Origin of the sequence: Lysinibacillus sp. FSL R5-0849, assembly GCF_038595075.1 — a bacterium.
In the GTDB taxonomy this organism is placed as follows: Bacteria; Bacillota; Bacilli; order Bacillales_A; family Planococcaceae; genus Lysinibacillus; species Lysinibacillus fusiformis.
Genome location: NZ_CP152004.1, coordinates 2,792,567 through 2,814,610, shown reverse-complemented (window position 1 = coordinate 2,814,610; position 22,044 = coordinate 2,792,567). Strand labels below are relative to the sequence as shown.

Genomic DNA, 22,044 nt, shown 5'->3' with positions numbered 1-22,044 from the left:
ATGGGTGCACATAAATGCTGTCATTTATTCGCGAGGTAGCAATTATTTGCTATAAAAAAGGGTGGTACCATGGAAAGTCTTTTTCATCCCTACGTAAGGTAGTTCTTTGCGTGTGGAGAAAAAGGCTTTTTATTATTTTCATAATGGAATGAGCTAACTCTCCTTCTTCAGGAGAGCATAGACTAACCAGCTAGTGACACTTCATTAATCTACAACACTGATGTGTGAGTTTGAAAGAAATAAAGGAGGCATATTGATGAGTGCGAATGTTTCAATTAATGAAAAAGAACAATTAGCAACAACTGCAACAGTTGAGCAAACCTATCAAGCAAAGGACGGGGCCGATGTACTAGTGCAGGCATTGCACGATCAGGGCGTTGAAATCATCTTTGGCTATCCAGGTGGTGCTGTATTACCAATTTATGATGCGATGTATAAAAATCCAATCCGTCATATTTTAACAAGACATGAGCAGGGTGCTATCCATGCGGCGGAAGGCTATGCGCGTGTTTCAGGGAAAACAGGTGTTGTCATTGCTACAAGTGGCCCAGGCGCAACAAATCTTGTTACAGGGATAGCCGATGCCATGATTGATTCCATACCTTTAGTGGTATTCACTGGTCAGGTTGCTACTTCTGTTATTGGCACAGATGCTTTCCAAGAAGCTGATATTATGGGTATTACTACACCCATTACCAAGCATAATTATCAAGTACAAGATGTAAATGACATCCCACGTATTGTCAAAGAAGCTTTCCATATTGCCAGCACAGGTCGTAAGGGGCCAGTTGTCGTTGACTTTCCAAAGGACGTTTCACAAATGCTGTTTGATGTAGAAAATCCGCCTCAAGCACCGGATGAAATTTATTTACCAGGCTATCAACCAACCTATAAGCCTAACTACTTACAAATCCAAAAGGCGATACAAGCAATTTCTTTAGCAAAAAATCCAGTCATCTTAGCTGGTGCAGGTGTTCTTTTTGCAGACGCACGTGAAGAATTAACGACATTCGCTGAAAAATATCGTATCCCTGTAACGAATACTTTACTAGGCTTAGGCTCCATCCACGGTGAACATGAATTATTCCTAGGGATGGCCGGCATGCACGGTACGGCAACAGCGAACACAGCAATAACAAAGGCAGATTTATTACTTAATATTGGTGCTCGATTTGACGATCGCTTAACAGGTAATTTAGCTACATTTGCACCAAATGCGACTATTGTTCATATCGATATTGATCCTGCTGAAATTGGTAAAAACGTACCGACAGATATTCCGATTGTGGCAGATGCAAAAGAAGCGTTGAAAGCGATACTGAAAAAGGATTTCGATGGTCCTGATACAACGGATTGGCTAGCCTATTTAAGAAATCACGCCAATGAATTTCCATTATGGTATTGCAAGAATGATCATGATCAGGAAATCTTACCACAAGAGGCATTGCGATTAGTTCATAAAATTACAGAGGGTGATGCCATTGTGACAACAGATGTTGGGCAGCATCAAATGTGGACAGCGCAATACTATCATTTAAATAACGATCATGCCTGGGTAACGTCTGGTGGACTTGGTACGATGGGCTTCGGCTTCCCAGCCGCAATTGGTGCCCAATTTGCGAAGCCAGACAAAAAAGTTATTTCGATTGTAGGAGATGCAGGGTTTCAAATGACTGCACAGGAGCTGTCCATTCTACAGGAATTTAACTTACCAGTAAAAATAGTGATTTTGAATAATAGCTGTTTAGGAATGGTTCGCCAATGGCAAGAAACATTCTATGAAGAGCGCTATTCATCCTCACTTATGCCAATCCAACCGGATTTTGTTAAATTGGCGGATGCGTATAGCATTAAAGGCTATCGCATTAACACAATTGATGAAGCGGAAGCTATTTTCCGAGAGGCATTACTTTCTGATGAGCCTGTGTTAATCGATTGTCGTGTGAAACAGCTTGAATGTGTATACCCAATGGTAGCACCAGGCAAAGGCCTACATGAAATGATTGGGGTGAAAAAGAATTGAAACGAGTAATTACCGTAACTGTGATTAACCAAAGTGGTGTGTTAAACCGATTAACAGGTTTACTTATGAAACGTCAGTTTAATATTGAATCCATTACAGTTGGTCATACAGAGCAACCGAATTTTTCAAAAATGACCTTTGTTGTCAATGTAGAGGATGAAGGCAAAATTGAACAACTGGTGAAGCAATTATCCAAACAAATTGATGTATTAAAGGTCAATGATATTACTGATAAATCAATTGTCCTGCGAGAACTAGCACTAGTAAAGGTTATTTCACCACCAAATTTACGCTTGGAAATGAATTCGATTGTCGAACCGTTCCGCGCTCAAATAATTGACACAGCTAAAAATGTAGTGACGTATCAAGTCGTAGGACACCCAGACAAAATAGATGCCTTTATTGAACTCATTCGACCATATGGTATTAAAGAACTTACACGTACAGGAGCAACTGCCTCAGTTCGTGAAACACAAAAGATCTCGAATCCGCAGCTCTCTATTTTAAAATAGTTTGCCTATAAAATTGATAGCTTTAGATGTGATAGATGTGAGTACTACCAAAATGTCATGCATCTAGAGCTGTGAAAATAAACCAAATTCTAGGAGGAAACAACAATGGCTACAATGTACTATGAACAAAATATTAACGAGGAAGTATTAAAAGGAAAGAAAATCGCTATTATCGGATACGGCTCACAAGGTCATGCACATGCATTAAACCTAAAAGAATCAGGCTTTGACGTAGTAGTAGGGGTTCGCCCAGGTGGATCTTTTGATGCTGCTAAAGCAGATGGTGTTGACGTAAAAACAGTGGCTGAAGCAGCACAAGAAGCAGATGTAATCCAAATTCTACTACCAGATGAGCGACAAAAAGCTGTGTATGAAGCAGAAATTGCTCCACATTTACAAGCAGGGAAAGCGCTAATGTTTGCACACGGCTTCAATATTCACTTTGGGCAAATTACACCACCAGCAGATGTAGACGTATTTTTAGTAGCGCCAAAAGGACCAGGGCATTTAGTTCGTCGTCAATTCCAAGAAGGTGCTGGTGTACCAGGTTTATTTGCTATCCATCAAGATGCAACGGGCCAAGCAAAAGATTTAGCACTTGCTTACGGTAAAGGCATTGGTGCCGCACGTGGTGGCCTTCTTGAAACAACATTTAAAGAAGAAACAGAGACAGATTTATTTGGCGAGCAAGCAGTACTTTGTGGGGGCGCAACGCAGCTAGTAAAAGCAGGATTTGAAACGTTAGTGGAAGCAGGCTACCAACCAGAATTAGCATACTTCGAAACACTACATGAGTTAAAGCTAATTGTTGATCTAATGTTTGAAGGTGGAATGGCAACAATGCGTTACTCCGTATCAGATACAGCTGAGTGGGGAGATTATGTGGCAGGACCACGCATCATCGATGAGTCTGTAAAAGCTCGTATGAAAGACGTGTTAACGGATATCCAAGATGGTACGTTTGCTCGCCGTTGGATTCAAGAAAATGAAAATGGTCGTCCTGAATATACAAAGTTCAAAGAGGCAGGTGCGAACCATCAAATCGAAGAAGTAGGCGCAAAACTACGTGAGATGATGCCATTCATCAACGAAGGTAAAGAAAAAGTGGTAAGAGAAGTGGCGACAAGTGCGAAAAATTGATATTTTCGATACTACGCTTCGCGATGGTGAACAATCTGCTGGTATCAATTTAAATACAGCAGAGAAAATAGAAATTGCTAAACAGTTAGAGCGCCTTGGTGTGACAATTATTGAAGCAGGGTTTCCTGCTTCGTCACCCGGTGACTTTGATGCAGTCCATCGCATTGCTGAAACAGTAAAAAATTCAGTCGTAACGGGCCTTGCTCGTTGTATCCAAAAGGATATTGATACGACATGGGAAGCTATTAAAGTAGCTCAACAACCACATATTCATATTTTTCTAGCTACTTCACCCATCCATATGGAATACAAGCTGAAAAAATCACCAGAACAAGTCATCGAGCAAGCGGTTGAAGCGGTTAAATATGCGAAAAAATACTTTCCCCTTGTACAATGGTCTGCTGAGGATGCATTCCGTTCAGATCGTGAATTTTTAGTACGAATTATGAATGAAGTGGTTGCCGCTGGGGCCACAACGATTAACGTCCCTGATACAGTTGGCTATGCCTCCCCTTACGAATATGGTGCATTATTTAAGTATTTGCTGGAAAACGTAAAAGGCGCTGATAAAGTCAAATTTTCTGCCCATTGTCATGACGACCTAGGAATGGCAACAGCCAACACATTGGCGGCAATTGAAAATGGTGCTGCACAAGTGGAGGGAACAATTAATGGCATTGGAGAGCGAGCAGGCAATGTAGCGTTAGAAGAAATTGCCGTAGCCCTTCATATACGTAAGGATTTTTATCAGGTAGAGACAGGGATACAGCTGCAAGAGATTAAACGTACGTCCCAATTAGTCAGTAAATTGACAAACGTCGTGATTCAGCCAAACAAAGCGATTGTTGGGAAAAATGCATTTGCACACGAATCTGGTATTCATCAGGATGGTGTGTTAAAAAATCCAGAAACTTATGAAATTATTTCACCTGCACTGATCGGTGAAGGTGAAATACCTTTAGTTCTTGGAAAACATTCTGGTCGAGCAGCCTTCCGTGATCGAGCTGAAACAATGGGCTTTGATCTATCAGATGAAAAGTTGAATAAGGCGTTTTTGGAATTCAAAAAATTGGCGGATCGTAAAAAGGAAATTACAGAGGAAGATTTACTGACTCTTCTTACGGAACAGCAAATTCAGTTAGAGGATGTGCCACTATTTGAATTGAAAATGGTTCAAGTGCAATATGGTACAGAAAATATTCCGACGGCCACAGCCATTGTGCTAACACCAGAGGGATTAGAGAAAACAGTAGTTGCCACTGGTTCTGGGTCAGTAGAAGCCATTTTTAACACGCTAGAGCAGCTAGTACCAAGTGCTGTTCATGTGATTGATTACCGTGTGACATCAGTGGGGAAAGGCCGTGATGCACTTGGTGAAGCTGTTATAAATATTCGTTATGATCATGTATCGACGACTGGCCGCAACTCCTCTCAGGATGTTTTGGAAGCATCGGCGAAAGCTTATTTAAATGCTATTAACCGTCATTTAATAAAAGAAAGTCTTCGTGCACATCCAGTTTAATTAATCGTCCAGTTTTACAAGTAGTGAAATGTGTGAGGTACCATTCACAAGTCGGATGCAATAATCATGGCGTATAAGGTTAATCAAGAAAATTGAATACGCTCATCACTCATATATTTGGTGAGCGTCTTTACAAAATTAGCGAATGCGCTATATAAAGAAGGGTGTTTTGATGATGGAGAAAAAAATTACAGTACTTCCTGGTGACGGAATTGGGCCAGAGGTTGTTGCTTCTGCTGTGCGTGTATTACAAGTGATTGGTAAAAGATTTAATCATACTTTCCATTTAGGGTATGGAACAATCGGGGGCGCTGCCATCGACCAACACAATAATCCACTACCAGATGAAACAATTGAGATGTGTGAGAATAGTGATGCGGTTCTACTGGGAGCTGTTGGAGGGCCAAAGTGGGATCAGAATCCACCTGAATTACGCCCTGAAAAGGGATTATTGCGAATTCGCAAACACTTTGATTTATTTGCTAATCTACGTCCTGTAAAGGCGTTCCCGAGTTTACTAGATGCTTCACCATTGAAGCGTGAAGTAGCTGAAAACGTTGATTTAATGATAGTTCGTGAACTAACAGGTGGCGTATACTTCGGGGAACCACGTATGCGTACTGAAAATGGCGCAATTGATACAACTGTTTACTCGAAAGCAGAAGTAGAGCGTATCGTTGAAAATGCCTTTGAGCTAGCACGTTTACGTGGAGGCAAGTTATGCTCTGTTGACAAGGCGAATGTTCTTGAAACAAGTCGTTTATGGCGAGAAGTCGTAGAAGCAAAGAAAAAAGAATATCCAGATGTTTTGGTGGAACATAACCTAGTAGATTCTGTAGCGATGAAACTGATTACAAATCCTGGACACTATGATGTAGTAGTTACAGAAAACATGTTCGGGGATATTTTAAGTGATGAAGCATCTGTTATTACGGGTTCTTTAGGTGTATTACCGTCGGCATCTATTCGTGGAGATAATTTTGGCCTATATGAGCCAGTACACGGGTCAGCACCTGAGATTGCAGGGCAAGGAGTGGCAAATCCTGCAGCAACCATTCTTTCTGTAGCGATGATGCTTCAATACTCGTTTGGCTTAAAGGAAGAAGCAGCAGAAATTGAACGTGCCGTAAGTGCGGTATTTGATGATGGTTATTTTACAGCAGATCTTGCCCGTGATGGCAGTAGAGTTTTATCAACAAATGAATGGACAGACAAGGTTATTAATGAAATTGATACTAGTTTTGTTTCACAAAGCATTATGACAACATATATCTAAAGAAATAGGTGAAGACAATGGGTAAAAATATAATTGAAAAGATTTGGGATAAACATGTTGTTTATCAGGAAGAGGGCAAACCGGACCTGTTATATATTGATCTTCATTTAATTCATGAAGTAACTTCTCCGCAAGCTTTTGAAGGACTTCGGATGACTGGACGTCAAGTACGTCGCCCAGATTTAAGCTTTGCAACAATGGATCATAATGTTCCAACAAAAAATTTACCAACCATCCATGATCCGATTGCACGTAACCAAATTGAAACTTTAGCCAAAAATGCTGAGGAGTTTGGTGTTGAGCTTGCAGGTATGGGCCATCCTGATCAAGGAATTGTCCATGTTATTGGACCAGAGCTAGGGCTTACACAGCCTGGCAAAACGATTGTCTGTGGTGACTCACATACATCCACACATGGTGCATTTGGAGCGATTGCCTTTGGTATTGGAACTTCTGAGGTAGAGCATGTATTATCGACGCAAACATTATGGCAAAATAAGCCAAAGACAATGGAAATTCGTGTTGAAGGGGAGCTATCAGTCGGAGTAGCCGCTAAAGATATTATTTTAGCGATTATTGCAAAATTCGGAATTGGAGTCGGCACAGGATATATTGTGGAATTTACTGGAGAAGCTATCCACAAACTGTCCATGGAAGAACGGATGACGATTTGTAATATGTCGATTGAAGCTGGTGCCAAGGCAGGGCTTATTTCCCCTGATCAAACAACGGTAGACTATATTCGTGGTCGTAAATATGCCCCACAAGGTGAACAATTTGAGGAAGCAGCTAACTATTGGTTAAGCCTAGCTTCTGATGAGGATGCTACTTACGATACAGTTCGTATTATTCATGCGGAAGAAATCGAGCCTATCATTACATGGGGAACCAATCCATCGATGGGTACAGGAGTTTCTGGCCACGTCCCAACACGAGCAGATTATAAAGATGAATCCGATAAGGCAGCACTTCAAAAAGCTCTTGATTATATGGGCTTAGAGGAAGGGCAACCATTAACGTCCATTGATATCCAGCATGTCTTTATTGGCTCCTGTACAAACTCGCGTATTAGTGATTTACGTGCAGCTGCTGATGTTATTAAAGGAAGAAAGGTACATGGCGATGTTACAGCAATCGTTGTTCCAGGCTCTCATACTACGAAAAAACAAGCAGAGGCAGAAGGTTTAGATAAAATCTTTATAGACGCCGGCTTCGAATGGCGAGAGTCAGGTTGCTCCATGTGTTTAGCGATGAATGATGATGTAGTCCCAGCTGGTGAACGCTGTGCCTCCACATCCAACCGCAACTTTGAAGGGCGTCAGGGAGCTGGTTCTCGTACACATTTAGTATCTCCACCAATGGCAGCTGCAGCCGCAATTGCAGGGCATTTTGTAGATGTACGTGAATTTGTAAAGGAAACTGTGTAAAGCTTGTTTTTACACGGAAGGGATGTTGAAAATGGAACCAATTAATATCGTAAAGAGTGTTATTACACCACTGGATCGTAAAAATGTGGATACAGACCAAATTATTTCAAAAGAGTTTTTAAAGCGTATTGAGCGCACAGGCTTTGGACAGTATTTATTTTATCACTGGCGCTTTGATGCAGACGGCAATGAAATAAAAGACTTTGTATTAAATAAACCAGAATTTAAAGAGTCAAAGATTCTAGTGGCACAGGATAATTTCGGCTGTGGTTCTTCTCGAGAGCACGCACCATGGGCCATATTGGATTATGGATTTAATGTCGTCATTGCGCCTTCCTTTGCAGATATTTTCCATAATAACTGCTTTAAAAATGGGATTCTTCCTATTAAGCTAACAGAAGCAGAATGTGATGAAATTCTAGCGAAGGGCAAAGCAAATCCATATTCAGTGGAAGTGAATCTTGCAGCACAAACGGTATCAAATGATGATGGAACAGTCTATCATTTCACAATTGATCCGTACTACAAGGAAACATTGCTAAATGGTTGGGATGAGATTGCCTTAACTTTTAAATACGAAGAACATATCGCTACTTATGAAGAGAAGCGAGTAGCCTATTAATATATTATTGGAGACTGAAGACAAACTGAGAGTTGTCTTCAGTTTTTTTGCGTTAGCAAATAACCATACTAATAATTATGGATAGAATGTGAATAGAAGTAAGTTTGACAAGAATATTCTGAATATAAACATTGTGAATAAATGGTATTTTTTGATAATGTGGAAGTAGCAAGTTATTTGAAAGGAGAATAGATTATGATTACTTATTCAGTTTCCTGTATTTTTTGCAAAAAGACGTTTGAGGTTGTGGAAGGGACAAGGAAATATACCTTGTATAAAAGAAATATGAAAGGAAAATTCTCCTGCGAAGATTGTGATAGTAAAATTGAACGTGAGGCTAGAAAAGGATTATTAGGAAAACTTTAAAAAGGCTATTAAAACACCCTGTCCTTGACCTTTTTTCTCCATTAAAATAGAGCTTAGAAGAAAGGTAGGGACATTAATGATTACAGTTATAGGAAGTTTGAATATGGATTTAGTTGTACAAATGAATGCTTTTCCAAAGCAAGGAGAAACCATTCTTGGCCATGCATTTCAAACAGTTCCAGGAGGAAAAGGGGCAAATCAGTCAGTTGCGGCTGCTCGACTTGGGAGTGACGTGGCGATGATTGGCTGTGTCGGTCAGGATAGCTTTGGTGAAACATTATGTGCAGGTTTACAGCAAGAGCAAGTAAACACAGATGCCATTGTTCATAGTGCTACAGCTCCAACAGGTATTGCTAATATACTTATTTACAATCAAGATAATCGAATTGTAGTGGTGCCTGGCGCAAACTATGAATTAGCACCTACACATATTGAGGCATCCAAAGAGTTGATACAAAAAAGCCAAATGGTGATCATTCAACTGGAAATTCCAAAAGAGACAACAGCATATGCCATTCAACTATGTAAAGAGGCGGGAGTGCCAATATTATTAAATCCTGCACCAGCGGCAAATTTTGATAAACAGTGGATGAAGGATATCGCCTATTTAACGCCAAATGAAACAGAATGTGCAGAAATTTTTAACGAGCCCATCGATCAGCTGCTAGAAAAGTATCCTAATAAGCTCATTATAACGCTAGGAAGTGATGGTGCGCGTTATTTTGATGGTATATTTCCCGTTCATATACCAGGCTATATGACGACTGCTGTGGATACAACTGGTGCAGGTGATACCTTTAACGGTGCACTAGCTTATGCCTTAGTAGAGGGTCAATCATTAGATGAGGCAGTGTACTTTGCTAATCTTGCTGCCTCATTGTCTGTTGAAAAATTTAGTGCACAGGGAGGCATGCCTACACTTGGGGAAGTTTACGCGCGTATGGCAGGCACCGGGGAATAGTATTCCAAAAAGAACAGGTAGATCTAAATAGCTATAATAAAGGTTATTTACGCTGGCGATTTTAGTAAAATTCATAAAATTGGCTATTTCTTTTAGTCTGAATTGTGAATGAAATGTGAAATGACATTACAACGGTATAAGGATGAATTCCTATTTGTCGTATAAATGCATAAGTATATTGTCCTCTTTTCGTTGATCTATATATTAGTAAAGCATTAGTATCATTTATAATGGTCTTATAGATGCATACGAAAAGAGGTTTTGAGGATGACGAACATTGACCATACGCCAATCGAATATACAACCTCAGCGAATAATATATTGCCACAATTTGTTGATCAACTTCGACAATTGTACGGTATTATTGTCCAAAATACATATGTGAAAGATACAGCTAAACATTTAAATCGTATTATTCAAGATGCTAATAACCAAACGATGATTTTAATCGTCGGTAAACAACGAGTAGGCAAAACGACACTAGTCAACGGACTCCTCGGACGTGAGGTTTTATCTGTAAATGATCAACATCCGACAGGTGTCAATACATTTATTCGATATGGCGAACAAGAAGAGATTAAAGCCTATTTTTTAGATGGCGTTGTAGCCATATTTGATCTTAGTAAATTAGAACTACTAACAACAGGTGATACATTTGCTTCGCAGATTTTACGTGAACATTTAGATTACTTGGAAGTATATTTAAAAAATGATTTATTAAAATCTGTGACAATCATTGACTCGGTTTCCTTAGAAGCTGGGGGAGGTGAAATGGCCTATTTCTCTGAAGCACTGATGAACCGTGTAGATGAGATTTTCTGGGTTTTACGTGCCGGCTCTAGGGCGATTGATGCTGAGCTTTTATTAATGGATACGTTAAAGCATAAAGGAGTGGAGCCTTTATGTGTCATCAATGGTATTGATGCTGATGAGCATGCAGACGCATTTATTACTGCTGAACAACAGCGTATTGGCCATTTGATGAGTGATTTTATAGCTATTTCCGCAACGAATGCACTGGCAGCCAAGCAAACGGACAACCTTGAGCTTTGGCAGAAAAGTCAATATGACCATTTAATAGCTCACATACATCGTGTGGCTGAAAATAGTGAAAAAAAAACCTATGCCATTTTAATTCGCTTCTTGCAATGGCTTGAACGGTTCCGCTTCGAATTAACTGTTATTCCACGACGTGACCCATTTCAGTCTGCTGTTGAGAATATTGAAAAATACGCAGGTGATACCCAATTTGAGTTTTCTCGCTATCAGCGTGACTTAGCGATAGTTAAGGAATATGAGCAAGAATATGAGCAGGTGGCCAATACATTTACACATGTTCAAACCCTTTATCAGCTCTTACAAACTATCTCGCAGCATGATTATTTACAAGATGAGAAGGTAGAAAAATTTACTGAAATCGCTGTATATTATCAACAAATGTTACGGGAGTATCGTTCTATGCACAGTGAGTATTCACGAGAATATGAACGCCTAGATGCACAGCATAAAAAGATTCATGGTAAAGGGCTTATGAAGGCTATCTTCGGTCAGCATACCCAAAATGAATTTTTCAAAGAGCGTGTGCAAAAATTAAATGAGCAGCAAGTGGTTTGTGTAGCTCAATACGACAATGTACTGCAAGCAGAAACGTCCATGTTGCAAGCAGTTCGAGACATTCAACCTTATTTAGTCAATTTAGTAAAGGAACGTATGAGTCGTATTGAACAAAAAGTGCAGGAATTAAATCAACAACGTGCGAAAGAGAAGCGACAATTAAAGCGCTATGCTGAAAAATTAAATGAATTTTCATGTTTAATTGAAGCACAGGGCTATATTAAGGAACATCTTCAACCTTTCTTAATGCAGGAACAAATGCCACTGAAAGCAAAGGACCTAGAAATGCTTGAAGAAACGGTGCAGGCTATTTTGAACATCGATCTTTCGAGGAATGGTTTATTGGCACGTAGTCAAATGAATAATAAAATGGAGAGTATTGCTATACCTTTTGAGGTGGAGGAAATGTATCCACAGCAATGCTTAACGTTACAAGAAGAAGATGTGAAATCGAATGATATTCCAGAGATACCAAATAAACTAGCCATACAATATGCAGAATAAACTTTACAAAACGTTCTAAAAGAATGAATCTTTTAGGGCGTTTTTTTATGGAATGAAACATATCATTCCATTTGTACGTATAAATGGTAAGGAGGGGTAAAAATGATTGAAATTAAAGGACGTTACACGGAGGCTAAAATTTATGCTGAAACAGCATTGCCATCAGCGATCGATCAAATTCAAGAATTGACGAATCAGGCGTTTATGTCAGGTACAAAGGTACGTATTATGCCTGATTATCATGCAGGGAAAGGCTGTGTTATTTGCACGACCATTCACCTACAGGAGCAGGTTGTGCCAAATTTGGTCGGTGTGGATGTGGGCTGTGGTGTATTTGTAGCGCAATTAGATGTAACGAAGGTAGATTATGAGAAACTCGATACTGTCATTCGAACGTATGTACCGAGCGGTCAAGAGGTTCATAAGGAACTATCGCCTGACCGACAATTTTTAGCGTTCGAAGGTAAACAGTTCAAAGCAAGTGGCTTTAAGGATGAGTATACGAATCTATCGTTAGGGACACTTGGTGGAGGCAATCATTTTATTGAATTGGCTAAAGATGAGGAAAATCAGTTCTATTTACTAATTCATACTGGTTCACGTTATGTGGGGGCAAAAGTAGCAAACTGGCATCAAAAAAGAGCCTATGACAATTTACGTCAGCAAGATTTGACTGAAAAAATAGAGGGCTTTAAACAACAAGGGCGAGAAAAGGAAATCCAAGCGATGATTCAAGCCTATAAAGAGAAACACCCTGTGGTTCCGAAAGAGTTAGCCTATCTGGAGGGCGAACATTTCCATGACTATATTCATGATATGAAAATCGCGCAGCAATTTGCGCAGATGAATCGTTGGACGATTGCTGAAACCATTGCAAAACATATGAATTGGCAGTTGATAGATACATTTGATACGATTCATAACTATATTGAGACAGAGACAATGACGCTACGTAAGGGAGCCGTCCGTGCCAATAAAGGAGAGAAGCTTGTCATTCCTATGAATATGCGCGATGGATCACTTATTTGTATAGGGAAAGGCAATGCTGATTGGAATAATTCAGCCCCACATGGTGCAGGACGTATGTACTCACGCCGTGCCGCTAAAAAAGCGTTGAATATGGAAGATTTTAAAGAGACAATGGAGGGAATCTGGACAACATCAGTCAATGAAGAAACATTAGACGAGGCACCAATGGCCTATAAGCCTATGGTAGAAATTACATCTGCTATTGGAGAAACAGTGGATATTATTAAGATGATTAAGCCTGTCTACAATTTCAAAGCGAGTGAAGCGGTAAAGCCTTATGAGAGAAAGTGACCCCCTAACTCCCTATAATCAATAGGTATGTATGGTATAATATAGCTTTACAACAATGAAATGGGTGGTTTTTTGGTTTCTTCAAAAGATGTGGCAAAGCATGCTGGTGTATCTCAAACAACCGTGTCAAGAGTGTTGAATACACCAGAGCTAGTAAAGCCAAAAACAGTTGAAAAAGTGATGAAAGCGATTGAGGACTTAAACTATATTCCAAATGATATAGCTAGATCGCTTGTTCAGAAAAAGACAGGCATTATAACATTAATATCAGGTCCTTTACACAATCCTTTTTTTGTTGATACGACGACCGCTATCGTTAATTATGTCAACGCCCGTGGCTATAAAGTTAACGTTTATTTTGGTACAGAAGATAATTTACACTCGATTTACAATGCAGTTTTAGAAACGAAGGCAGATGCCATTATATTATCTTCGATGCTCTATCAAGATGATTTATTTTTTACATTAGAAAAACTAGGAATTCCATTTATTATGTTTAATCGTAAGCATCAAGAAAATAGACATTTTGTAGAAATAGATAATGTGCAAGCAGGATATCTAGCAGCTAATCATATTTTATCATTAGGGCATCAATCACTGTGCTGGATTGGTGGTCCACATCAAATGAGTACTTTTTTTGGTCGCTACCATGGGTTTGAAAAGGCACTAAAGGATCATGAAATAGAAGCTAAATCTGTACCTACATTTTTTACCAATACGAATAAGGAAGATATCGAAAAGGCTTTTGAGGAACTATTAAAACTGGACAGAAGACCTACAGCAATTTGTGCAGCAACAGATGCCATCGCTATAGAAATTTTGAACCTTTGTTTAGAAAGAGGCTTTCAGGTTCCTAGGGATTTCAATGTGATCGGCATTGATAATGTGGAGCTTAGTAAACATCATTCCATTGCTTTGACAACAGTAGGGATTACATCAGAAGAAAACTTAGGATTTTTAGCGATTGAAAAATTATTTGAGGTTATGGAGAAAAAAAATACTTGCATCCAGCAAACAGAGTCTGTTAAACTTTTCCCAAGAAATACAACGTGTAAAAATGAACTGATTTAACGTCAGTTTATTTTTTGCACCGAAATGGTTACGTATTCATTTCTTTATTTTCAGAAATGAATACGTAACCATAAATGAAAGGAGTGAGATAAGTCTTGAAAAGGGGCTTATGGATTCATGGAGAATGGAAGATGACTGCAGAGTATATGGAGGTTCAAGCCCCGCATTCACAAGAGGTGATTGCCCATTTTGCAATGGCCACTGAACAAGATATACATGAGGCCATTGCAAGTGCACAAGTAGCTGCGAAGAGCATGGCTGCGTTAACGGCTTTTCAACGAGCAGAAATTTTGGAGCATTTATCGACACTCTTTTTGGAAAATCGAGAAGAGGCAGCTAATATTATTTCACTAGAATCAGCAAAACCGCTCAAGTATGCCTATGCTGAAATTGATCGCACCATTGAAACCTATAAATTTGCCGCAGAGGAGGCTAAACGATTATCTGGCGAAATGATTCCGATGGACGCTTCTAAAAATGGGGAAGGGCGTTTTGCCTATACCATTCGAGAGCCAATCGGCGTAATTGCAGCAATTACACCGTTTAATTTCCCACAAAATTTAGTTGCGCATAAAGTAGGTCCTGCTTTAGCGGCAGGTAATACGATTGTGTTAAAGCCAGCTACTCAAACGGCTCTATCCGCTCATTTTCTAGCAAAACTATTGGCACAAACCAATTTACCGGCGGGAGCTTTTAATCTAGTGACTGGGCAGGGGGAATTAGTAGGAGATGTATTTTTAGCACATCCTCATGTGAAAATGATAACGTTTACGGGAAGTCCTGCTGTAGGGATTTCGCTACGAAATCGTGCAGGTTTAAAAAAGGTAACGTTAGAATTAGGGTCGAATGCAGGAGTGATTGTTGACGAAGGCGTTCAACTTGATCAGATTATGGACCGAATAATTATGGGGGCATTTTCAAATCAAGGTCAGGTATGCATTTCATTGCAGCGAATATATGTAATGGAAAGTATCGTAAATGAGTTTTTAGACAAGCTCAGCGCTAAAGTGGCACAGCTAGTCATTGGTGATCCTCTTGATGAAACAACGGATATAGCCATGATGATTTCAGCAACAGAACAAGAACGAGCCCATGAGTGGATTGAAGAAGCAGTTGCTGAAGGGGCTAAAATCATTGCTGGTGGTTATATTGACAATCAGGTTTTATTGCCAACTGTTTTATCGAACGTATCTTCACAAAGTAAGGTATCCTGTGAAGAAATTTTTGCGCCAGTTGTTATCGTGAATTCAGTATCTACTATAGAGAAGGCAATAGAAGCTATTAACGATTCTCATTATGGACTACAGGCAGGTATTTTTACACCATCAATTGAGACGGCTTTTAAAGCTTCCAAAGCATTACAGGTAGGGGGCGTCCTTATTAATGATGTGCCAACTTATCGTGTAGATCATATGCCATATGGTGGCGTGAAGGAAAGTGGTACAGGCCGTGAAGGCATTAAATATGCAATGGAAGAAATGACAGAAATGAAGCTCATTATTTGGAATAACCAATAATCACGAATGGAGATGGGAAACATGAAAATGATCAAACAACACCCAAAATTGTATGTAATGGACAACGGTACGATGCGAATGGATAAGAATTATATGATTGCCATGCACAATCCAGCAACAATCGATCATCCAAATCAACCAAATGAATTTGTAGAATTCCCCGTTTATACAGTACTTATTGATCATCCAGAGGGCAAAATTTTATTTGATACGGCGTGTAATCCAAACGCTATGGGACCCGATGGACGTTGGGGAGAATTTACACAAAAAGCGTTCCCTATTAATATGCCAGAAGAATGCTATTTACATCATCGATTAGAAGAATTAAATGTTCGTCCTGAGGATATCAAATATGTTGTAGCATCCCACTTGCATCTCGACCATGCAGGCTGCTTAGAATTATTTACGAATGCGACGATCATTGTACAAGAAGATGAGTTTAACGGCACATTACAAACGTATGCAAGAAATGTTAAAGACGGTGCCTACATTTGGGGCGACATTGATATGTGGATTAAAAATAATTTACAATGGCGCCTTATTAAACGTGGTGAAGATCATGTGAAGCTTGCAGAAGGCATTCAAGTATTAAACTTTGGTAGTGGCCATGCGTGGGGTATGCTCGGTCTGCACATTAATATGCCAGACACAGGTGGAATTATTTTAGCGTCAGATGCCATCTATACGGCGGAAAGCTTTGGCCCACCTGTTAAGCCACCGGGCATTATTTATGATTCGGTTGGCTATAATTCTACAGTTGAACGCATTCGCCGACTTGCCAATGAAACGAATTCTCAGGTTTGGTTTGGTCATGACCCTGTCCAATTTAAATCATTTAGAAAATCGACAGAAGGATATTATGAATAGATAGGAGTAGAGAAGCCATGCATAAATTAACCTTTACGCCTGTAAGCTATACAGGTTGGGGATGTTTAAATCAGCTTCTGCCTGAAGTAGAAAGATTTAAAGCTACAAATATTTTAATTGTCACAGACCCATTTTTAAAGGAATTAGGGCTAGCAGATAAAGTCCAGCAGCCCTTGCGTTCAAAAGGATATGCAACGACCATTTATACAGATATTGCCCCAGAGCCCCCACTTGCTATTGGAGAAAAGCTAGTTGATTTTACTAGAAAACATCAATTTGATTTGGTCATCGGTTTAGGTGGAGGAAGTGCTCTTGATTTAGCTAAGCTTGCTGCTGTTTTAGCCGTACATGATGGGAAAGTAGCGGATTATTTAAATTTAACAGGCACAAAAGCACTTGAACAAAAAGGATTACCTAAAATTTTAATACCAACTACATCTGGAACAGGCTCAGAAGTGACAAATATCTCAGTCCTGTCCCTCGACACAACAAAAGACGTTGTGACACACGACTACTTATTGGCGGACAGTGCGATTGTAGACCCAGAGCTAACGATTTCATTACCACCAAAGGTAACAGCTGCAACGGGGGTTGATGCTTTAACACATGCCATTGAGGCATATGTTTCAGTCAATGCCAATGAAGTAACGGATGCACTTGCACTACAAGCTATTCGCCTAATTAGTGGCTCTATTCGTACGGCTGTGCTGGAAGGGGAGAATAAGCAGGCACGTTCAGATATGAGCTATGGTAGTTATTTAGCTGGTTTGGCATTTTTCAATGCAGGAGTAGCCGGTGTTCATGCTTTAGCTTATCCTTTAGGAGGTCAATTTCATATAGCCCATGGCGATTCCAATGCCGTACTATTACCATATGTCATGGGGTATATTCGTCAAAGCTGTGAAAAACGAATGAAAGATATTTTAGATGCCATGGGTTTATCATCTGCCTACTTATCGCAAGAAGAGGCTTCCTATAAATGTGTGGATGCATTACAACAGCTCGTTCAAGATGTAAAAATTCCTTCCACGTTAAAGGGATTTAATATACCAGAAGAAGCCCTAGGACAATTAACTGACGATGCAACAAAGCAAACAAGAATTTTAGCTCGAAGTCCGATGCCATTAGAACGAGAAGATATTTATGCTATTTATCGGGCTGCATTCGATGGAGAAGTCCGAGAGCCAGCTGAATCATAAAGAAGAAAAGAGAAACGTTGATTGTTGACGTTTTTCTTATAAAAAATAGCTATAGTTTTATAGTATATTTAAAGCCTAAAAATCAGGCTACGAAGCTTCTTTGATGAAACTTCGTAGCCTTTGTCATGGGTTAGCTAATTTAGTAAGTATGTTATGCTTCTGCATCAGGCGTAAATGTACGCGTAGCTAATTCTGCATCTAGCATAAAGATAGCGTTGGAGTCGTTTTCGATACGTTCGATTTTACGAATTAATGTATCAAATGTAGATTCTTCCTCTACTTGCTCATCGATGAACCATTTTAAAAAGGCCATTGTCGCATGCTCACGTTCATCTAAAGCGATATCTGATAAATTATATATACGGCGCGTCACTTCTTTTTCATGAGAAAGAGCTGTTTTAAAGGCATCTAAAATCGATTCAAAATGATTGCCTGGGCTTTCAAAGCCTTGAATTGTTGCACGGTAGCCCATATCACTTAAGAAGTTGTAAAATTTCATCGCATGGAAGCGTTCTTCTTCGGCTTGTACTAAAAAGAAGTTAGCGAAACCATCGTAATCCTGGTCTGTGCAATAAGCCGCCATTGCCATGTAAGCATGAGCCGAGTAAAATTCAAAATTCATTTGTTCGTTAAGTGCTGTGTGTAGTTTTTCAGATAACATAAAAGTTTTCCTCCTTTTGCAGTAAATGCCTTCTTCACTAGTATACAATGTTAGAGGTTCTTCATACAAAAATTTTAAATTTCATGGAAATATGTGCAAAACTTAATTGATATTCGTTCTCAATTAGAAAATTTACACTTCTTTATTTTTCGATACAACGGCAGGAAAGGCTATTGTGTCGTTTGTAAAGTCAAGTATTAGTCGGGGGAATTGGATAGGGCGACCTAGCGAGGTTACAATGACATGAAAATTTATTTAGCATGGCGCTGTTAATAAAATAAAATGTTACATATAAAATAGAAAATCGCCTCGACATAGGTCGTGGCGATTTTTTTTAAATCATTATTGTGCTTGAGTTTTTTGGTTTTTGACCCCAATTAAGTAACCACCTAGGGCAATTGCTACTAGGACAATCCAGAAAATAGCTTTCCAAATTGTAGAATGTGGGAACTCATGTGGAATAATGCCTAATTTTTCATGTGCTAATGTTAACACAGCTAATTTCACACCAACCCAACCAACGATTAGGAAGGCAGCCGTTTCTAGTGAAGGGAATTTATCAAGAACTTTCACGAACCAACGAGCCGCGAATCGCATCATGATAACCCCGATAAGACCACCTAAGAACATAACGGCGAACTGTCCTGCATTAATACCACCAATATCAAAATCACCGATATGTGGTAATGTTACAGCAATAGCAACCGCAGCTAGAATAGAATCTACCGCGAACGCGATATCAGCAAGTTCTACTTTTACAACCGTCATCCAGAAGCCGGATTGCTTTTTCGGCTCTTGGATCTCATCGGAGCTTTGCGATGCTTTCCGTGAATCATAAATATGCTTAATAGACATAAACAATAGATAAGCTGCACCTATTGCTTGAATTTGCCAGAAATTAACGAGTGTTGTAATAAGGAATAATGCGGCGAAGCGGAAAACAAATGCCCCCACTAATCCATATAACAAAGCTTTTTGTTGTTGTGCTTTTGGTAAATGCTTAACCATAACTGCCATTACCACTGCGTTGTCAGCTGCCAACAATCCTTCTAATACAATTAATACGACGAGTACCCATGCGTATTCTAAAATAATTGCCTCCAAATTTGTTTCCTCCTTTAATTATTGAACAGAAATGAATGGTTGCTTCTAACATATTCTTCCCAATTTTAAGCAAAAGAAAAAGACCCCTGCCTAAAAAATAGGCAAAGGTCTTGCTAAGCAATTTACTGTTCGTTGCACAGAAATTATTCTGTGAGACAATTTATGCCATCACACCCGATGGTACGAAACCATGTAATGACGAATGTGAATCAGATGCTTCGATCGCATCCGCTAGCTACTCCCCTTTGACAATAAAGTCAAAAGCTATTCAATTCTTACACCAATCATAGCATGCGAAAAACTGAAAGTAAATAAAAATATACTGCTATGGAGAAAAAATACTTTTCCGTTACGTTTGGACAAATGGTACTATTAAAAGATAGGCGAAATTTTTACAACTTAGAAAGGAGACAAACATGTATAGAAAATTTTTTTCCTATTATAAGCCGCATAAACGATTGTTTGTCATCGATTTTTCAAGTGCAATCATTGTAGCCATTTTAGAGCTCGCCTTTCCATTAGCCGTTCAGTGGTTTATTGATGAGCTATTACCAACAGGCGATTGGGGAATGATTGTAAAAATAAGTGTATTATTGCTGCTAGTGTACGCAATAAGTACGTTTTTAAACTTTATCGTGAACTATTTAGGGCATAAATTGGGGATTAATATTGAGACAGATATGCGTCAGGAATTATTTACGCATGTACAAAGGCAATCATTCCGATTCTTTGATAATACGAAAACAGGTCATATCATGAGCCGTATTACCAATGATTTATTTGATATTGGGGAATTTGCCCATCATGGACCTGAGGACTTATTCATTGCCATTATGACCTTTGTTGGGGCCTTTGCTATTATGTTTAATGTGAACCCAACACTCGCTTTAATTGCAGCGATCATGGTGCCATTTTTAACATGGCTTGTGACATTTAGTAATATAAAAATGAATAATGCTTGGAAAACGATGTATGGCAAAATTGCTGATGTTAACGGACGTGTAGAGGATAGTGTGTCCGGAGTCCGTGTTGTGAAATCTTTTACAAATGAAGATTTTGAAATCAAACGCTTTAAGGAGCAGAATGGATTTTTCCGTACGGCTAAATTATATGCCTATAAAATAATGGCAGGAACCCACTCGAGTATTTACATGATGACACGCCTCCTTACATTAATGGTGTTAGTAGTCGGCGCTTGGCTAAGCTTTAATGGAAAATTATCTTACGGGGAGCTAGTGAGCTTTGTTTTATATACAAATGTACTCATTAAACCAATTGATAAGATTAGTGCTTTATTAGAGCTTTATCCGAAGGGGATGGCTGGTTTTAAGAGATTCCGTGAACTAATTGAGCAGGAACCAGAAATTCAAGATCATGAGAATGCGAAGGTCATTAACCATTTAGATGGTAATATTTCCTTCAATAATGTTCACTTTAATTACGATACTTCGAAACAGGTTTTAAAAGATATTTCATTCGATGTAAAGGCTGGACAAACTATTGCTTTTGTTGGCCCTTCAGGTGCCGGTAAAACGACCATTTGTTCGTTAATTCCTCGCTTCTATGAGGTTTCAAAAGGTGCTATTTCGATTGACGGTATCGATATTCGCAATATGACCCAGGCTTCCTTACGATCTCAAATTGGTATCGTACAGCAGGATGTCTTCTTATTTACAGGGACAATTCGTGAAAACATTGCCTATGGAAAGCTAAACGCCAGTGAAGAAGAAATTCGTGAAGCAGCGAAAAAGGCCCATTTAGAGGCATTCATCGCTGAGCTACCTGATGGTTATGATACGCAAATTGGGGAACGAGGCTTGAAATTATCCGGTGGACAAAAACAACGATTAGCCATTGCGCGTATGTTCTTAAAAAACCCACCAATTTTAATTTTAGATGAAGCGACCTCTGCATTAGATACCGAAACAGAGATGATTATTCAGCAATCTTTATCAGAGCTAGCTGAAAACCGTACTACGTTAGTTATTGCCCATCGCCTGGCAACTATTAGAAACGCAGATCGGGTAATGGTCGTGACGCCAAAAGGTATTGAGGAAGATGGTACTTATGATGAGTTAGTGGCTCACAATGGTATCTTTGCGAAGCTCCATCACATTCAATTCCGTAAGGGACAAAACGAACAAAGCATACAAAATGATTATGTAGAGCTGACGTAACCGTATGTCGGCCCGATTATTAAAAGGCAGAAATGTGTGAGAGCATTTCTGTCTTTTCCTATTTTTATATATTTATCGCAAAGGATAAGGACTAATAGGACAAGGAATTTTAGAAGAGGGGAGGAATTATTAGTAGTGAATAGACAATGACAGATTAATAG

At 39.3% G+C, this 22,044-nt stretch carries 18 protein-coding genes; 16 read left to right on the top strand and 2 right to left on the bottom strand.

The genetic code is table 11. The features are described 5' to 3' along the window. Positions 1–256: 256 nt before the first annotated feature. The 15 genes from ilvB (at position 257) to MKY80_RS13730 (ending at position 17,941) form a co-directional block, all read left to right on the top strand. Positions 257–2,023 (top strand): biosynthetic-type acetolactate synthase large subunit, encoded by a 1,767-nt coding sequence (ilvB, locus tag MKY80_RS13800; protein ID WP_089986329.1) that lies wholly within the window; start codon positions 257–259, stop codon positions 2,021–2,023. Next, positions 2,020–2,535 (top strand): acetolactate synthase small subunit, encoded by a 516-nt coding sequence (gene ilvN / locus MKY80_RS13795; protein ID WP_025116198.1) that lies wholly within the window; start codon positions 2,020–2,022, stop codon positions 2,533–2,535. Before ilvB ends, ilvN begins: the two co-directional genes overlap by 4 nt. 105 nt (positions 2,536–2,640) lie before the next feature. Then, a complete protein-coding gene (gene ilvC / locus MKY80_RS13790) occupies positions 2,641–3,675 on the top strand; it encodes a ketol-acid reductoisomerase (protein ID WP_008180491.1) in 1,035 nt (344 codons plus the stop codon). After that, the gene (locus MKY80_RS13785) at positions 3,662–5,197 is read left to right on the top strand and encodes a 2-isopropylmalate synthase (protein ID WP_090002610.1); all 1,536 of its coding nucleotides are present in this window, start codon (positions 3,662–3,664) and stop codon (positions 5,195–5,197) included. Before ilvC ends, MKY80_RS13785 begins: the two co-directional genes overlap by 14 nt. A gap of 175 nt (positions 5,198–5,372) precedes the next feature. After that, on the top strand, positions 5,373–6,473 hold the full coding sequence (leuB, locus tag MKY80_RS13780) for a 3-isopropylmalate dehydrogenase (RefSeq protein ID WP_043990737.1): 1,101 nt from the start codon (positions 5,373–5,375) through the stop codon (positions 6,471–6,473). 17 nt (positions 6,474–6,490) lie between these two features. Beyond that, positions 6,491–7,900 carry a 3-isopropylmalate dehydratase large subunit gene (gene leuC, locus MKY80_RS13775; protein WP_008180497.1) on the top strand — a complete coding sequence of 470 codons (1,410 nt, stop codon included), beginning with the start codon at positions 6,491–6,493 and terminating at the stop codon, positions 7,898–7,900. A gap of 31 nt (positions 7,901–7,931) precedes the next feature. Beyond that, positions 7,932–8,522, top strand: a complete 591-nt coding sequence (gene leuD / locus MKY80_RS13770) for a 3-isopropylmalate dehydratase small subunit (protein WP_043990735.1) — start codon at positions 7,932–7,934, stop codon at positions 8,520–8,522. Between the two features lie 195 nt (positions 8,523–8,717). Further along, positions 8,718–8,888 (top strand): hypothetical protein, encoded by a 171-nt coding sequence (locus tag MKY80_RS13765; RefSeq protein ID WP_008180501.1) that lies wholly within the window; start codon positions 8,718–8,720, stop codon positions 8,886–8,888. A gap of 76 nt (positions 8,889–8,964) precedes the next feature. After that, complete coding sequence (rbsK, locus tag MKY80_RS13760; RefSeq protein WP_008180503.1) at positions 8,965–9,849, top strand: ribokinase; 885 nt, start codon at positions 8,965–8,967, stop codon at positions 9,847–9,849. Between the two features lie 267 nt (positions 9,850–10,116). Next, a complete protein-coding gene (locus MKY80_RS13755; RefSeq protein WP_090002611.1) occupies positions 10,117–11,967 on the top strand; it encodes a dynamin family protein in 1,851 nt (616 codons plus the stop codon). A gap of 102 nt (positions 11,968–12,069) precedes the next feature. Continuing rightward, positions 12,070–13,287, top strand: coding sequence for an RtcB family protein (locus MKY80_RS13750; RefSeq protein ID WP_342529784.1), 1,218 nt, complete (start codon positions 12,070–12,072; stop codon positions 13,285–13,287). A gap of 60 nt (positions 13,288–13,347) precedes the next feature. Next, complete coding sequence (locus MKY80_RS13745; RefSeq protein ID WP_174804725.1) at positions 13,348–14,358, top strand: LacI family DNA-binding transcriptional regulator; 1,011 nt, start codon at positions 13,348–13,350, stop codon at positions 14,356–14,358. A 95-nt stretch (positions 14,359–14,453) separates the two neighbouring features. Continuing rightward, a complete protein-coding gene (locus tag MKY80_RS13740; RefSeq protein WP_342529779.1) occupies positions 14,454–15,875 on the top strand; it encodes an aldehyde dehydrogenase family protein in 1,422 nt (473 codons plus the stop codon). A gap of 12 nt (positions 15,876–15,887) precedes the next feature. Next, positions 15,888–16,742, top strand: coding sequence for an N-acyl homoserine lactonase family protein (locus MKY80_RS13735; RefSeq protein WP_043990738.1), 855 nt, complete (start codon positions 15,888–15,890; stop codon positions 16,740–16,742). A 17-nt stretch (positions 16,743–16,759) separates the two neighbouring features. Continuing rightward, complete coding sequence (locus tag MKY80_RS13730) at positions 16,760–17,941, top strand: iron-containing alcohol dehydrogenase (RefSeq protein ID WP_008180514.1); 1,182 nt, start codon at positions 16,760–16,762, stop codon at positions 17,939–17,941. 151 nt (positions 17,942–18,092) lie between these two features. On the opposite strand, the gene MKY80_RS13725 is transcribed toward MKY80_RS13730, so the two are convergent. Continuing rightward, positions 18,093–18,602, bottom strand: coding sequence for a ferritin (locus MKY80_RS13725; RefSeq protein ID WP_069481808.1), 510 nt, complete (start codon positions 18,600–18,602; stop codon positions 18,093–18,095). A 342-nt stretch (positions 18,603–18,944) separates the two neighbouring features. After that, positions 18,945–19,706, bottom strand: coding sequence for a TerC family protein (locus MKY80_RS13720; RefSeq protein WP_008180519.1), 762 nt, complete (start codon positions 19,704–19,706; stop codon positions 18,945–18,947). A 416-nt stretch (positions 19,707–20,122) separates the two neighbouring features. Between MKY80_RS13720 and MKY80_RS13715 the strand changes: the two genes are divergently transcribed. Continuing rightward, entirely contained in the window at positions 20,123–21,883 is a 1,761-nt protein-coding gene (locus MKY80_RS13715; protein ID WP_090002614.1) for an ABC transporter ATP-binding protein, read from the top strand. Positions 21,884–22,044 lie beyond the last annotated feature (161 nt).

Bases quoted from the DNA above. Each gene is read 5' to 3' on its own strand.
- ilvC (WP_008180491.1), top strand. From the start codon at position 2,641: ATGGCTACAATGTACTATGAACAAAATATTAACGAGGAAGTATTAAAA.
- ilvB (WP_089986329.1), top strand. From the start codon at position 257: ATGAGTGCGAATGTTTCAATTAATGAAAAAGAACAATTAGCAACAACT.
- MKY80_RS13730 (WP_008180514.1), top strand. From the start codon at position 16,760: ATGCATAAATTAACCTTTACGCCTGTAAGCTATACAGGTTGGGGATGT.
- MKY80_RS13765 (WP_008180501.1), top strand. From the start codon at position 8,718: ATGATTACTTATTCAGTTTCCTGTATTTTTTGCAAAAAGACGTTTGAG.
- leuB (WP_043990737.1), top strand. From the start codon at position 5,373: ATGGAGAAAAAAATTACAGTACTTCCTGGTGACGGAATTGGGCCAGAG.
- rbsK (WP_008180503.1), top strand. From the start codon at position 8,965: ATGATTACAGTTATAGGAAGTTTGAATATGGATTTAGTTGTACAAATG.
- MKY80_RS13725 (WP_069481808.1), bottom strand. From the start codon at position 18,602: ATGTTATCTGAAAAACTACACACAGCACTTAACGAACAAATGAATTTT.
- MKY80_RS13715 (WP_090002614.1), top strand. From the start codon at position 20,123: ATGTATAGAAAATTTTTTTCCTATTATAAGCCGCATAAACGATTGTTT.
- MKY80_RS13755 (WP_090002611.1), top strand. From the start codon at position 10,117: ATGACGAACATTGACCATACGCCAATCGAATATACAACCTCAGCGAAT.
- MKY80_RS13750 (WP_342529784.1), top strand. From the start codon at position 12,070: ATGATTGAAATTAAAGGACGTTACACGGAGGCTAAAATTTATGCTGAA.
- MKY80_RS13745 (WP_174804725.1), top strand. From the start codon at position 13,348: ATGGGTGGTTTTTTGGTTTCTTCAAAAGATGTGGCAAAGCATGCTGGT.
- leuC (WP_008180497.1), top strand. From the start codon at position 6,491: ATGGGTAAAAATATAATTGAAAAGATTTGGGATAAACATGTTGTTTAT.
- leuD (WP_043990735.1), top strand. From the start codon at position 7,932: ATGGAACCAATTAATATCGTAAAGAGTGTTATTACACCACTGGATCGT.
- MKY80_RS13735 (WP_043990738.1), top strand. From the start codon at position 15,888: ATGGGAAACATGAAAATGATCAAACAACACCCAAAATTGTATGTAATG.